This is a genomic window from Kribbella voronezhensis, assembly GCF_004365175.1.
Taxonomy (GTDB): domain Bacteria; phylum Actinomycetota; class Actinomycetes; order Propionibacteriales; family Kribbellaceae; genus Kribbella; species Kribbella voronezhensis.
In genome coordinates this window covers 3,737,594-3,751,702 of record NZ_SOCE01000001.1, presented here as the reverse complement: position 1 = coordinate 3,751,702, position 14,109 = coordinate 3,737,594, and the positions used below count along the sequence as shown (strand labels likewise).

Annotated in this window: 13 protein-coding genes; 9 read left to right on the top strand and 4 right to left on the bottom strand. The window is 67.4% G+C overall.

The genetic code is table 11. The annotated features are described in order from the left end of the window. The first annotated feature begins 170 nt into the window (after window positions 1-170). A complete protein-coding gene (locus tag EV138_RS17285; protein ID WP_133979932.1) occupies window positions 171-2,315 on the top strand; it encodes a glycoside hydrolase family 43 protein in 2,145 nt (714 codons plus the stop codon). Here the strand turns inward: EV138_RS17285 and EV138_RS17280 are convergent. Then, on the bottom strand, window positions 2,305-3,795 hold the full coding sequence (locus tag EV138_RS17280; RefSeq protein WP_133979931.1) for a short-chain fatty acid transporter: 1,491 nt from the start codon (window positions 3,793-3,795) through the stop codon (window positions 2,305-2,307). The genes EV138_RS17285 and EV138_RS17280 overlap by 11 nt on opposite strands. 215 nt (window positions 3,796-4,010) lie before the next feature. On the opposite strand from EV138_RS17280, the gene EV138_RS17275 reads away from it, so the two are divergent. The 5 genes from EV138_RS17275 (at window position 4,011) to EV138_RS17255 (ending at window position 7,975) form a co-directional block, all read left to right on the top strand. Next, complete coding sequence (locus EV138_RS17275; RefSeq protein ID WP_112245127.1) at window positions 4,011-4,589, top strand: PadR family transcriptional regulator; 579 nt, start codon at window positions 4,011-4,013, stop codon at window positions 4,587-4,589. 10 nt (window positions 4,590-4,599) lie between these two features. Further along, window positions 4,600-5,679, top strand: coding sequence for an inositol-3-phosphate synthase (locus EV138_RS17270; protein WP_112245125.1), 1,080 nt, complete (start codon window positions 4,600-4,602; stop codon window positions 5,677-5,679). A gap of 105 nt (window positions 5,680-5,784) precedes the next feature. Beyond that, on the top strand, window positions 5,785-6,630 hold the full coding sequence (locus EV138_RS17265; protein ID WP_133979930.1) for a DUF72 domain-containing protein: 846 nt from the start codon (window positions 5,785-5,787) through the stop codon (window positions 6,628-6,630). A gap of 89 nt (window positions 6,631-6,719) precedes the next feature. Continuing rightward, a complete protein-coding gene (locus EV138_RS17260; RefSeq protein WP_133979929.1) occupies window positions 6,720-6,911 on the top strand; it encodes a hypothetical protein in 192 nt (63 codons plus the stop codon). Then, window positions 6,908-7,975, top strand: coding sequence for a hypothetical protein (locus EV138_RS17255; RefSeq protein ID WP_133979928.1), 1,068 nt, complete (start codon window positions 6,908-6,910; stop codon window positions 7,973-7,975). Before EV138_RS17260 ends, EV138_RS17255 begins: the two co-directional genes overlap by 4 nt. A gap of 110 nt (window positions 7,976-8,085) precedes the next feature. Here the strand turns inward: EV138_RS17255 and EV138_RS17250 are convergent, their stop codons facing one another. After that, complete coding sequence (locus EV138_RS17250; RefSeq protein ID WP_133979927.1) at window positions 8,086-8,997, bottom strand: phytanoyl-CoA dioxygenase family protein; 912 nt, start codon at window positions 8,995-8,997, stop codon at window positions 8,086-8,088. A 282-nt stretch (window positions 8,998-9,279) separates the two neighbouring features. On the opposite strand from EV138_RS17250, the gene EV138_RS17245 reads away from it, so the two are divergent. Continuing rightward, complete coding sequence (locus EV138_RS17245) at window positions 9,280-10,038, top strand: phosphotransferase enzyme family protein (RefSeq protein ID WP_202866744.1); 759 nt, start codon at window positions 9,280-9,282, stop codon at window positions 10,036-10,038. A gap of 50 nt (window positions 10,039-10,088) precedes the next feature. Here EV138_RS17245 and EV138_RS17240 read toward each other — a convergent pair whose 3' ends face one another. Next, window positions 10,089-11,438, bottom strand: coding sequence for a PEP/pyruvate-binding domain-containing protein (locus tag EV138_RS17240; RefSeq protein WP_133979926.1), 1,350 nt, complete (start codon window positions 11,436-11,438; stop codon window positions 10,089-10,091). A gap of 104 nt (window positions 11,439-11,542) precedes the next feature. Between EV138_RS17240 and EV138_RS17235 the strand changes: the two genes are divergently transcribed. After that, a complete protein-coding gene (locus tag EV138_RS17235) occupies window positions 11,543-11,989 on the top strand; it encodes a hypothetical protein (protein WP_133979925.1) in 447 nt (148 codons plus the stop codon). Beyond that, entirely contained in the window at window positions 11,986-12,618 is a 633-nt protein-coding gene (locus EV138_RS17230) for a transcriptional regulator (RefSeq protein ID WP_133979924.1), read from the top strand. The genes EV138_RS17235 and EV138_RS17230 overlap by 4 nt, the downstream gene beginning before the upstream one ends. 45 nt (window positions 12,619-12,663) lie before the next feature. Here EV138_RS17230 and EV138_RS17225 read toward each other — a convergent pair whose 3' ends face one another. Continuing rightward, the gene (locus EV138_RS17225) at window positions 12,664-14,097 is read right to left on the bottom strand and encodes a pre-peptidase C-terminal domain-containing protein (RefSeq protein WP_133979923.1); all 1,434 of its coding nucleotides are present in this window, start codon (window positions 14,095-14,097) and stop codon (window positions 12,664-12,666) included. Between the last annotated feature and the right edge of the window lie 12 nt (window positions 14,098-14,109).

The following is a 14,109-nucleotide window of genomic DNA, read 5'->3' as shown; positions in this document are numbered from 1 at the left end:
TAGCGCTCCCTATTCCGCCAGGCATCGTAGCGTCCCTGGCGACCACTCGGCGTCATCCCTTCGGAGGAGCGGCAAGTGGTCTGCAGCTCTTCCGGTCAGCTCTTCCCACGGTGCGAGAAATCGGTTTCCCTGATGCCGTTCCGCCCGTGCCGCACCGAGGAGGACCTCTGATGCGATCTCTCGTACGCCGGTTGCCCGCCGTCGGGTTGGCCCTGGTCTCGACCCTGACCCTGCTGAGCCCGCCGGCCGCGGGCGCTCGGAGTACGGGCGCGGGCTACTCGAACCCGGTGACAGCAGGGTTTTCGGCGGACTTCCCCGATCCTTCGATGATCAAGGGCCGGGACGGCTGGTGGTACGCGTACTCGACCGGCGGCCCGTATGCGAAGGACGGTTCCGACGGCGACTCGTACAAGATCGCCCGCTCGCGGGACCTGACCCACTGGGAGAAGGTCGGGTCAGTCTTCGACGCCGGCAACCGGCCGACCTGGGCGGATCCGACCAGCGGCTTCTGGGCGCCTGACATCCGTTACCTCGGCGGCCGGTATGTGCTGTACTTCACGGTCCACAACACGACCACCACGCCGGACAACTGGGACTACGCGATCGGCGCCGCGACCGCTCCGACGCCGGCCGGGCCGTGGACGGACTCGGGTGCTCCGGTGGTCGCGCCACGCCCCGCTGCCGACGGCGGCTTCCAATGGACGATCGACCCGGCCGAGTTCACCGACACCGACGGCACGCGCTACTTGTACTGGGGTAGCTACAACGGCGGCATTCACGCCGTCCGGCTCACTCCCGATGGGCTCAAGACGGTTGGTCCGGTGACTGACGTCGCGAGAGACCGCTTCGAGGGCCCGTACGTCGTGAAGCACGGCGGCTACTACTACTTGTTCGGCTCCTCCTCGAACTGCTGCGCAGGTCCCGCTACTGGCTACGCGGTGTTCGCCGGGCGCTCCAAGAGTCCCCTCGGCCCGTTCGTCGACCGCGAGGGCGCGAGCCTGCTGGCGTCCCGGACAGGCGGTACGCCGGTGGTCGCGTCGAACGGCAACAAGTGGGTCGGCACCGGCCACTCGTCGATCGTCACCGACCTCGCCGGGCAGCAGTGGTTCGCGTACCACGCGGTCGACCGGACCGATCCGTTCGTCACCGGCTCCAACGGCTGGCTGCTGCGCCCGATGCTGCTCGACCGACTCGACTGGATCGACGGCTGGCCGACCGTCAACGCCGGTACCGGGCCTAGCGAGACCAGTAGCTCAGCACCGGTCACCACTGTGCTCGCCGGGCCGCTGCCGGCCGACGTACGGGTTGAGGCTGACCTCCGTGGCGGTGGTGGCGTCTATGCCCGACGCAGTGCCGACGGCTCGTTGGTGAGGGCAACGGTCAGTGCGCGGCGGCTCGTGGTGGAGACGGTTCGTCACGGGCGAGTGATCAGCCGTCGGGAGGCTGCACTGGCGTACGAGCCGGGCAATGTGGCTGTGGAGGCACGGGGCAACCACGTGATCGCCGAGGCGAGCGAGGACCGGCTCGGTGATCCGCTGGCTGTGGTGAGTCTCGAGCTGCCCGCTGGGATGAGCCGAGGCTCGGCTGGTCCTATCGGGGCCGTGGACAACTTCTCCGCCGCGGCGCTCTACCAGCCCGTGCGCCACGCGACGCCCACGCCGTACGTGGGGAAGGTCGACCTTCGCTACAGCGACGACTTCAGTCATGGGCTGGGCAGCGGGTGGACCTGGCGGAACGTGAGTCCGGACGCTCGCGTCGCCCGTGGTGCTCTGACCTGGCCTACAGAGACCGCTGACCTGTCCAGCGACGCCACTGCGGCCAAGGCTTCCCTGCTGCTGCGCGACCAGCCTCAGGGCGAGTTCGTGGTGGAGACGAAGCTGAGCCTGGACGTCGGCAGCGACACGGTCCGCAACTACCAGCAGGCCGGGCTGCTCGTCTACGTTGACGACCAGGACTGGATGCGGCTCGATCATGTTGCCGGTGGCACCGGACGGTTCGTGGAGTTCGCCAAGCGGATGCGGTTCACCCCTCCGGCGGCGCCACCGATCGTCAGCTTCGGCGGCGCGATGATCGGGCCGCCTGCCGCGACCACCTGGCTCCGGCTGGCTCACGACCTGGTCCCTGGCACCGGGGAACACCGATACCGCGCAGCATCGAGCACTGACGGCAAGCACTGGGTCTGGGGTGCAGCGTGGACCCTGCCGGCCGGTACGACGCCACGGATCGGCCTGGTCTCCCAGGGCTCGACACCGGAGGCGGAAGCGGCGTACGGCAAGGCCACCGCGACCTTCGACTACTTCCGCGTCACCCGGTGACGTGTGGCGCCAGTAGGGTCACGGCGATCAAGGCAGCGGGGAAGCAGGCCAGGAACATGGTGAAGGTGTAGCCCATGATGTCGCGGGCCTTGAGCCCGAGGATGGCCAGCGTCGGCAGCATCCAGAACGGTTGCAGCAGGTTGGCGCTGGCCTCACCGAGGTCGTACACCACCACCATCCAGCCCGCGTCCACGTTGAGCTCGTTGGCCGCCTGCAGCACGTACGGCGCCTCGATCACCCACTTGCTGCCGCCACTGGGCACGAACACGCCGAGGATGCACGAGTAGATCGCGACCAGCGGCGGGAAGAGGAACTGGTTGCTTGCCTGCACCAACCATCCGGCCAGCCGCGCGGACACTCCCGTATAGGCGATCATGCCGAAGATCCCGCCGTACAAGGGGAACTGCAGCAGTACGCCGGCCGCCGCGGGAGCGCCGTCGCGAACTGCCCGGGCCATCCGCCACGGGCGCCAGTGCAACAGCATCGCGAGCAGGAACAGGATCAGGTTCACCGTGTTCAGGTCGAGTGCGTTGAAGAAGCTCTTGCCGTCGAAGTACCGGACCAGATAGACCGCGCCGAGTGCGACCACCAGCAGGCTGAACAGCGGCGAGTGCTCCAGCCAGTCGCCCGGCCTCCTGGCCTCGCCGTCGACCCCCTGCTTCCCGTTGTACTGCGAACCTCGCCCGATCAGCGGCTTGAGTTCGATGCCGATCTCCTGGGCCGTCCTGGCGTTGCCCTCGCCGGGTGCGATGAACCACGCCATCGCCACCCCGACGGCGTACACGATCAGCGTCGCGACGATCGCCTGCCAGGTGAAGATCGTGTCGCTGAGCGGGATCAGGCCGCTGGCGTGTCCACTCGCCTTGATGACTTCCTGGACCGGGGCCGGGCTGCTGCTCGCACTGGCGACCTGGAGCGCGGCCGACCCCGACAGTCCCTGCGCCCAGACGGTGCCCAGGCCGAGAAACGCCATCGCGCCGAGAGCGCGGTAGTCCGCCTTCGGCACGTTCCGGGCGACCTCTCGCGCCAGGATCGCCGCGAAGATCAGACTGAAGGCCCAGTTCAGGTACGACGCCAGCATCGCGACGCCGGCCACGAACGCCACGGCCGTCCGGGGCGACTGGGGGATGCGCGCGAGGCGGGTGATCAGCCGGGCGACCGGACCGCTGGTCGCCACGGCGTACCCGCCGATGATGATCATCGCCATCTGGAGGGTGAAGGTGATCAGGCTCCAGAACCCCAGGCCCCACCCGTCGATCAGGCCGTAGCCCTTGGTCGCGGCCGGGTCGTCGGGGCGTTTCAGCAGCGGTTCGCCGGTGACGAGGCCGAACAGCAGGACGACGAACGTGCCGACCAGGACGAACCCGAAGGCGTCCGGCAGCCACTTCTCGGTGAACGAGGTGAAGCGCAACGCCGTACGGGCCAGCGGGCCCTCGTCGGCCACGCCGTGCTTCGCGTGCTTCCCATGGCTGTCGGCCATGACCCTCCGCTCCTGGACCACGACTCTGTGTGTCAGTCGAATTAACGCAGATCGGAGCCTGACGTAACAGGTTTTCTGCCTCGACGGCGCGGCCCGGGTGACAAAGGCCGACTTTGTCAGGAGTTGATGGGCGAGCGATCCCTGCTTACAGTGGCGCCACGATGTATCGAGTCGATACATCAGGTCATGACAAACTGGATCGAGGGAGGTGGGTCATGGGAAACCGCAGTGGTGTCCTGGAGCTCGCCGTACTCGGTCTGCTGCACGAAGCGCCGATGCACGGCTACGAGCTCCGCAAGCGCGTCAACGCCCAGTTCGGCTGGGGACGCGTGCTGTCTTTCGGATCGCTCTACCCGTGTCTGAAGGCGATGCTCCGCAACGGACTGATCTCCGCCGACGCCGGGACGCCGGACGGGCGGAGGCAGAAGATCGTCTACACGATCACGGCCGACGGCAAGGACCACTTCGCGCACGCGATGCACGATGCCGGTCCGTCGGCGTGGGAGGACGACACGTTCGGCGTCCGGTTCTCGTTCTTCGGCCGGACCGATCCGGCCACCAGGTTGCGCATCCTGGAGGGCCGCCGGACCCGGATGGAGGAACGGCTGGCCAATTTCCGGGCCGCGATGAGCCGGACCGCGGAGCGGGTCGACGCCTACACCCTCGAGCTGCAACGGCACGGCCTGGAGTCCGCCGAGCGCGAGGTCCGCTGGCTGAACGAGCTGATCGACGGCGAGCGGCGCCAGCAGCGGCCCCCCGAAGAGCATTCCCCGCCTGTTTCACCCCCCAATTAAGGAGTTCCAGATGACTTCGATCCGCGTAGCGATCGTCGGTGTCGGCAACTGCGCCAGCTCGCTCGTCCAGGGCGTGCACTACTACCGTGACGCGAAGCCCGAAGAGCGTGTTCCCGGTCTGATGCACGTCCAGTTCGGCGACTACCACGTCCGCGACGTCGAGTTCGTCGCCGCGTTCGACGTGGACGGCAAGAAGGTCGGCCTCGACCTCGCCGACGCGATCGGCGCCAGCGAGAACAACACGATCAAGATCTGCGACGTGCCGCCGAGCGGTGTCACCGTGCAGCGCGGCCACACGCTGGACGGCCTCGGCAAGTACTACCGCGAGACGATCACCGAGTCCGACGCGGCGCCGGTCGATGTCGTCCAGGCTCTTCGCGACGCCAAGGTCGACGTGCTGGTCTGCTACCTGCCGGTCGGGTCGGAGCAGGCTGCCAAGTTCTACGCCCAGTGCGCGATCGACGCGAAGGTTGCCTTCGTCAACGCGCTGCCGGTGTTCATCGCCGGCACCAAGGAGTGGGCCGACAAGTTCACCGAGGCGGGCGTGCCGATCGTCGGCGACGACATCAAGTCGCAGATCGGCGCCACCATCACCCACCGGGTGCTGGCCAAGCTGTTCGAGGACCGCGGCGTCACCGTCGACCGGACCTACCAGCTGAACGTCGGCGGCAACATGGACTTCAAGAACATGCTGGAGCGCGACCGGCTGGAGTCCAAGAAGATCAGCAAGACCCAGTCCGTCACCTCGCAACTGGTCGACAAGATCGACCCGCGCAACGTGCACATCGGCCCGTCGGACTACGTGGCCTGGCTGGACGACCGCAAGTGGGCCTTCATCCGGCTCGAGGGCCGCAACTTCGGTGACGTCCCGCTGTCGCTGGAGTACAAGCTCGAGGTCTGGGACTCGCCGAACTCGGCCGGCATCATCATCGACGCCATCCGCGCGGTGAAGATCGCCAAGGACCGCGGCATCGGTGGCCCGATCCTGTCCGCCTCCTCGTACTTCATGAAGTCGCCGCCGGAGCAGTACGCCGACGACGTCTGCCGCGACCTGGTCGAGAAGTTCATCAAGGGCGAGGTCGAGCGCTAGTACGCCGGTTACTCCGTTCTTCGAGCGCGGAGTAGCTCCGGGGCCCCGCGGCATCGACTGTCGCGGGGCCCTGACTTGTCGGGGCTTTTCGGTAGCGTCGTCCTCATGCGGTTGCATGTGGGGTGCGCGATGTGGACGTACGCGCCCTGGCAGGGCCGGCTGATTCCGCATCCGCTGCCGCCTTCCGAGCGCCTCCGCGCCTATGCCAGTTGGTGTAACGCGGTGGAGGGCAACACGACCTTCTATGCGACACCGGCCGTCGCCACAGTCGAGAGCTGGGCAGCGCAGACCGCCGAGGACTTCCGCTTCGTGGTGAAGCTGCCGAAGACCGCCACGCACGAGCAGCGGCTGCGTGGGGTGGACCTGCGGCCGTTCTTCACCGCGATGGAACCGCTCGGGCCGCGCAACCACGCTTTCTGGATCCAGCTGCCGGCCTCCTTCGCGCCGGCCGACCTCGGCGTTATCGCGACCTTCCTCTACCGGTTGCCTCGTGGGTATCGCTACGCGGTCGAAGTCCGCCATCCTTCGTTCTTCGACGACGAGCGCTCTGCTCGGCAACTCGAACATGTTCTGGGCCGGGTCGGCGCCGAGTGGATCCCCTTCGACACGGTCACCCTGTTCCGCACGCCGGCGAGCAGCTATGCGGAACGCGACGCCTGGATGAAGAAGCCTCGCGTACTGCGTCGCACGCGGGCGCTCACCGCGACGCCCATCGTGCGCTACATCGGGCGGGACGATCCTCAGCTGACTGTGGCCGGTTGGGACTATCTCGTGAAGGCGGTCGTGGACTGGCTGGCCGAAGGCCGGTCGCCCACCGTCTTTCTGCACACGCCGGACAATGTCGACGCGCTGACGCTGGCTCGTCGCTTCTACTCCGACGTCGCTGCTGTCGTGCCTGAGCTCTCGCCGCTGCCGGAGCCGTTGCCGGTTGCGCCGCCGACGCTCTTCTGAACGTTGTCCACAGCCGCGAAATCCGCAGCTGAATCGGTGGTCGGTCTCCATATGTTCTCCGGCGAGTAGCCAATCCCGGGAGGACAACGATGGAGCACGAGAGCTTTGAAACCGCTCAGGCCGCTGAGACTTCGAGGACTGCTGAGCGGCGAGCGCGGGCAGACTGGCTGATCGCCGAGTTGCGCCGCCGTGCCGCCGGCACCGACGAGCCCGCGGAGCGACATGACCTGCGTCGCTCCGCCGACTCGCTGGTCCGCCTCGCCACGGCGCTGCGCGGATGACCGCCACCGACGAAGTCACCGCCGCACTACATCTCCTCAACTCACCGCGGTACGTCGGTCGATCGGCCGGGCCGCCCGACTCGCTCCCTTCGTTGCTCGCCGTCCATGCCCAGGCGGCCGTCGACCTCAGCGGTGCGGACCAGACCGCGTGGAACGGTCATGTCGTCGAGGCGGGCGAAGGGATCCTCGGCCTCGCTCATTGGGACGGGACGCTTCATCTGGATCGTGAGTGCATCCTCGATCCATTGCGCTCGCTGTATGCGGAGCCAGCTCTCAGCCGGTCGGAGGAGGACCTGGTCCGCTGCCGCGAGGCCCTGGTGACAGTGCTGCACGAGCAATCCCACTTCCTCGGTCCGGCCGGCGCTACCCAGGAGGCGGCGAGGGTCGCGTTCCGCTTGCCGGGCGCTCGCGCTCTGGAGGAAGGAGTCGCCGAGGCGTGGGCACACGATCAACTGGACGACTACCTGCAGCGCCTCGGCATCGACAAGGTGGCGCCGGGGATTGCCGAGGTCCGCAGCACCCCGTCGTACCAGGCGTTCGTCCCGGCCGTCCGGCTGCTCGCCACCGACCTGGACAGGCGGGCGGGTCTCCCCCGAGGCACGACCCTCTCGGCGCTCAACCGCCAGACGGCCGAGGGCCAATGGCCCTTGATCGTCGACTCCGCCTACCGCTCGAGTCGTCTCCCCGACCTCGTCCCACCCGACCGCGAACCAGCCGTCCGCCTCCGCCTCGAGACCACTCTGCGGGATTCCTTCAACTCGCTCGCTCGCTACGAAGCCGACCCCCGAGACCTTGCTGCCACCAAGTCCCTCGCCACGGGCCACCACGCCATCCAACGCCTCACCGAAGAAATCGCGACCGCCGAAGCCATCTTCGACCGACCACACCCGCCGTCCATCCCTGGCCCGATGTCGGAATCCTTTCCGCTCCGGAAGGCCTTCTCCGGCCTGCCCGCACCGACCACCTCACCGCCCCCGTCCCCATCACACTCACTCACCAGAGCAGCCGTCGGCCGCCCAGCCCGCCACCCCCACTCGGCCAACGCAGAACATCTCCGACGATGACCTCGCAACCTCGACTGAGCGATCCCGCCGGCGGCCGTCGCGGTGAGTTGTCGCAAGTTCGCCGGTGGACAGCTCCCGCGTGTGCCACCCAAGCGGTAGGCCTACTGCGCCTACTCGGCCGCGGTTTGCCAGGGAGTGGTGTCGAGCTCCGGGTAGCGCTGGCTGATGCCTGTCAGCGTTTCGTCGTTCCAGAAGGGATGGCCGGGCGGTGGGAATCCGAAGAGTTCGAGTTGACGGGGTGTTGCGCGATGAACGAACTCGTACCAAGCCGGTTCGTGGCTCCGAGCGGCCCAGCCGACCCGCTGACCCCAGTCCGCCTCGGCCGGCCGATAGATGAGCTGCATCGAGTACCGCGCACCTCGCGGCTTCCGCAGCCCTGTACCGCGATGGAACGTGCGGGTGTTGAAAGCGATCACCGTGCCCGCAGGCGCCGAGCCGGACTCCTCGGCGTCGTACAGCCGGGCGTTGTCCTCGGTCGAAACGAAGTCGCCGCTACCGCCGCTTCGTGGATAGAAGTTCGGCTTCATCGGCAGCTCGGCCGTGTGCTCGTACGCCACCAGGTGCGGCGGCCCGAGTTCCTCGGGCACATCGCCGAGAAAGACGAACAGCTCGAGCTGCTGGTACCGATCCTCGGTGGACGGCACCAAGATGGTCTGATTCAGGTAGTCGCGATGCAGCTCCTGCTCGTACGACGTCGCCCCGGTGTACTTCGCCCATGCCTCAGCCGACGACAACCGCAGCTCCGTCCGACCGAGCAACTTCTCCGCAAGCTCCACGATCCTCGGATGCACGGCCAGCAAGCTGAACTCCGTGCTCCCGAACGGGAACACATCGATCCCGTCGAACTCGTCCTCGACATACCGCCCACGCCGCTCGTCCGTCCCGTCGTGGAACCCCTCGGCCGTCGGGAACATCCGCCCCAACTCCCCAATCGCCGGCGCCAACTCCTCCCCCGACAAGAACCCCGGCAACACCACAAACCCGCGTGCCCGCCACTCCTCCACAACACCCTCATCCCACATACCAGCACCCTCCCGCTCGCCACCCAACCTCCACAACCGCTTTAAACCAACGCCCCCCACCGCAGCCGACCCGGCGCAGCCCTTCGTGGAGTCCGAGCTGGACCGGCTTCATCCCAAGCGGGTCCATCAACGCCACACCTGGCCGGACTGGCCGTCTGCCAACGACATCGCTCCACGGCCGACGCCGCGGCAGCGCGGGTTCGTGCAACTTGCAAGCGCGTCTTCGCAGCAGCGCCGACTGTCGAGGGCTTGGATGCCCCTGAGGAAAGGGATCATTGGCGGGTGAAAGAGGTTGAAGAGGTTCTGACCGGCGGGAATGTCAGCGGTGCGGTCGTGCGGGTGGGGTCGACGGTGCGGAAGCCGGCGACGGCCGCGACGCCGGGAGTCGAGGCGGTGCTGGAACATCTGGCTTCGGTGGGCTTCGAGGGTGCACCTCGGACACTGGGCAGAGACGATGAGGGACGGCATGTCGTGGAGTACGTTCCTGGCGTACTCGCCGACACGCTTCCGCCCTTCAGTCCAAAGGAGCTGAGCCGGCTCGGGCGGCTGGTCCACGATCTGCACGACGCGATGTCAGACTTTCGTCCGCCGGCCGACGTCGCCTGGGATGTGGCCATCCCTGACCCCTCCGACGGTCAGCTCATCTGTCACAACGACCTCGCGCCCTGGAATCTGGTGATCGACGGCGACCGCTGGGTCTTCATCGACTGGGACGGCGCAGGGCCTGGTTCTCGGCTGTGGGATCTCGGGTACGTGGCTCACGGCTTCGTGCCGTTCCACCAGGACGGCGACGTGGCGACGGACGCCCGCAGATTGCGCCTGCTGGTGGACGGTTACGGTCTCGACGACGAGGAGCGCCGGGCGTTTCCGGCTCTGATCGAAGCCCACACACGGGGAATGTACGACCTGCTCCGCCGTGGATCGGAGACCGGCCAGCAGCCCTGGGCGCGCCTGTACGCGGAGGGCCACGGTGATCACTGGGGTCCCACCGCGGACTACCTCAAGACCCACCACGACTCCTGGATCGCCGCCTTGCAGTAGTCCCCGACCAGCTTTGGTTGATTGCCTTGCCGTGTCGGCCGACTGCGAGGTCAGCTGACTCGGGGGTGGGGCGAGGGATGGACCCGCACGGTGCCGATGCTCCCATCGATCGTGAGCAGTTGCCCGTCTTGCACACTACTGTGCAGGGAAGAAATCCCAAGCACTGCAGGAATCCGGCGTTCCCGAGCAACGATCGCGGCATGAGACAGCCGCCCGCCTGCCTCAGTCACAACGCCGGCCACCACGCCGAACAACACGGTCCACGCCGGATCCGTGAACGGGCACACCAAAATGTCGCCCACAGCAACCTTCTCGAAATCCCCAGGCCCCTTCACCACCCGGGCGGGCCCTCTCACGACACCCGCACTCCCCGCAGTTCCCCGCAGTACCAGCTCGCGCTCGCCCGCATCGGCTTCGGACGAACGCAGTACCAGGTCCGCAGTGATCGGTCGGGCCTGGAGGAGCCAGAGGTGGTCGTCCTCGATGGCGAACTCGATGTCCTGCGGGGCACCCAGGCATTCGGCGACCTCCTGGCCGAGCTTCCTCAACCGTTCCACCTGATCGTCGGTGAGGCACGCCCGGTGACGAGCTTCACCCGGTACGTCGCGGCTCACCGTTCCGTCCGAGCCGCGATCGATCCGGGTCCGCTTGTCACCCAGTCGCACCTCGAGTACGCCGTCCGCCCCCACCACGAATTCATCCGGTGTCACCAGTCCCTGAACCACGCTTTCCCCCAAGCCCCACGACGCCTCGATCACCGTTACGTCTCCAGCCCCGTGACCAGACGGGTGGCTCGCGCTGCCAGTGAAGAGCACTCCGGCAACGTCCGCGTCCACATGCCGCTGAATCAACACAGCCAACGCCGGATCAACCGCGCCCGCCCCCGGCAAAAGAGCCACATCCAACGCGTTGATCCCGCCATCCGAAGCCGAGGCGTCGGCTGGGGAAACTGCGGGTGGGAGCGCGGTGCGGCGGTAGCTGGTGGCTCGGGGTGTCCAGAGGGAGGACCAGGTGGCGAGGAGTTTCGTGGCTACGGCGTGGGGTCCGTGGACTGCGAGGTGGGTGTCGTGTTGGCCGGCGGCCGAGGCGTGAAGGGTGTCTTCGGTGGTGGCCGATGAGCGGACGGCTACGGGGAGGTCGCCCAAGGCGTGAAGTGCATGGGTGAGTTCGGTGAGGAGTCGGGGTGGCAGGAGCTGGGACTCGATCAGGCGGCGGAGTTCGGTGGAACCGCCTTGGGCTAAGGCGCTGGGAATGTCCAGGTGGGCGACGAACGAGCTGTAGATGTCGGTCGGCACGACGAAGGCGGGTGGCACCGGGAAGCCGGCGTTGGCGAGTCGGGCAAGCGTTGCGGCCTTGGCGCCTGCATTTCGAGGAGTCGCGGCCGAGAGGTGGATGAGCATGCGGGCAACTCCTCGGCAGGCAGTCAATGGGTAGTGCCGCGGCAAGCATCGCATGTTTTCAACAGAATGTTGACAACGATCTGTTGAAACGAGATGGTTCGCGAATGAGTGGAGTGCAGCGGGATGGTGGGGCGGCCGAGGATCAGCTAGCGGCTCAGCGGGAGCGGGACGCCAGAGAGTTGTTGCTCGCGGCGGGAGCTGATCGGCTGGAGCGGAGGCCGTGGCGGCCGGAGCCGGTGCCGCCGTCGGCGGTGGATCTGGTCCAGTTCTTTCTCTGGCAGTCGGCCTCCGCGGAAGATGTAGAGGACGGCGAAAAGGTGGAGCGGGCTCTGGCGGCCTTGCGGCTGTTGCGGGCGGCGCGGGCTGAGATCGATCAGTTGGAGACCGGGCTGCTGTTCGCCGCGAGGGGGCAGGGGCTCACCTGGGCGCAGATGGCGGGCGCGCTGGGGTTGAATTCGCCGCAGGCTTGTCAGCAGCGCCTCGATCGGCTGCTCTCGCGCGGAGACCGCCCCGCCGGAGAGCAGTCCGGCGTTGGCGGGGTGGCGCGATGAGCAAGCGGTCGGCGGTGGAGTTGTTGGTGTTGCATGCCGTTCGGCTCAAGGGAGTGGCTGATGAGGCGGCCGTGGCCGAGCGGTTCAGGGTTGGGCGGGACCGAGCGGGTGAGTTGTTGCTGGACTTCCAGGCGTTCGGGTGGGTCAGTTGGTCGGAGTTCGCCGGGACCGGTGGGTGGTCGATGACGGCTGCGGGGAGAGCGGAGAACGAGCGCCAACTGGCGGCCGAGCTGCAAGATGTTGTGGATGGCCGGGCGGCTGTGCGCGCGGCGTACGAGGTGTTTCTGCCGTTGAACGGGCGGTTGCAGCAGGCCTGTACGGACTGGCAGCTCAGACCGACGCCGGGAGATGCGCTGACCTTCAACGATCACAGTGATCCGGCCTGGGACAAGGCGGTGATCGGTGAGTTGCAAGCGCTCGATCGGGAGCTCGAGTCGGTGGTGGCGCGGCTCTCCGGCGTACTGGATCGGTTGCAGGGCTATGACAGCAGGTTCAGCAGAGCGTTGGGGCGGGCGGTCGCTGGTGAGGTGGCGTGGGTCGACGGGACGGGAGTCGATTCCTGTCACACGGTCTGGTTCGAGCTGCATGAGGATCTGCTCGCCACGCTCGGACTTCAGCGCGGGGAGTAGACCCGCGGTTGGTCACCCCGCCAGAGGATGACCAACCGCAGGGGCTCAGGTGAGGTTGACGGCGAGGGAGTACGCGCCGCGGCTTCCGTAGGTGGAGTAGCCGTCGCTCAACGGGTTGCCGTAGCCGGTGTTGTCGACCCGGAGGTAGTAGGTGCCGGGTTGGAGATTGCTGCTGAGGGTCGCGCCCAAGCCGGTCGGTGTGCCGGCGTCGCTCTGGCCTGAGGCGGGGTCGGCGGAGGTGATGACAGCACCAGAGCTGTCGAGCAGGTCGAGCTTGATGTCCAGGTCGCCACCGAGTGCTGCGGCACTGGCAGTGGCCGTGTAGTTGCCGGCGGCACCGATGTCGACCTTGTAGACGTCGACGTCGGACTCGGCGGCGATCACACCGGTTGCGGTCGCTCCGACGGCGAGAGCGGCAGCAGCCCCAGTGCTGTCGCCGACCTCGTCCGTGCGGAGCGCCAGACCATGGGTGCCGATGACGGCGTAGTCGTCCTCGGTGTTGTTCGCGCCGGAGTACTCGCCCTTGCTCCACTGGCTGATACCACGGTAGTAGCCGACCCCCATGATCGGCGCCCAGGAGCCGTGGCCCTCGTAGTAGCCGACCGACGCGGTGCCGTCGTGGTTGAGCCCGACGTTGTGGCCGGCCTCGTGGGAGGCTGCTTCGGCGAGGTTCTTGGCGCCGGTGCCGACGCCCTTGGTGAAGACGAGCGCCGGTTGGTAGTAGTCGTGGTTGCCGGTCGTGTCGTAGACACCGATGTACGCGACCCCACCACAGCCACACCCGGACTGGTACCAACCGGTCGGATCGATCACCACCCGCGTCCCGAACCGCTGATCGGCAGCGTCGGTCCGGTTGATCGCGTCCTGCCCGGGGTCCTGCGTCGTCACGTCGACATCGAAGGGGGCGTAGTCCTCCGCGACCCGCGCCCACACCTCGTGTACGACGTCCTGCTCGGCGGTGCTGAAGCTCGCCGGGTCCCCGTCCGTGTCGTACGCCGTGACGTTCACCGGATCGACACTCTGGGACGAGTTCCACGCGGTCCCGGTGATCGTGTGGCCGTCGAAGTCCAGGTACAGCACGCGGTTCGAACCCGGCTTGCTGTGCAACTCGAAGGCCGGCCCAGTCGCGGCATCGACCGACTCGGACGCCCAGCGGGGCGAAGCCTCCGGTGCCTTCTGGGCGTTGGTCAAGCCTGGTTCACGAAAGAACAAGCGTCCCTGCGCGTCCAGCCAACTGGTCTTGTCGGCGGCCAGCGTGTCGCGCAACTTCTGTTCGCTCAAGCCGTTGCGCCGGGCAACGTCTGCCAATCGGCCCTGAACCTTGGTAAGCGCCGCCTGGCCCGGCGTGGGCCGACCGAGCAATTGATCGAGCGGCGTCTGTTGCGCGTCAGCCTGGTTGCCAGTAGCAACTGCCAAGGCGGCGAAGACAAGGGCGCCGGCGCCAACGAGCGCACCGGTACGGCGGTATTTCGAACTCATCCGGAATCCTCC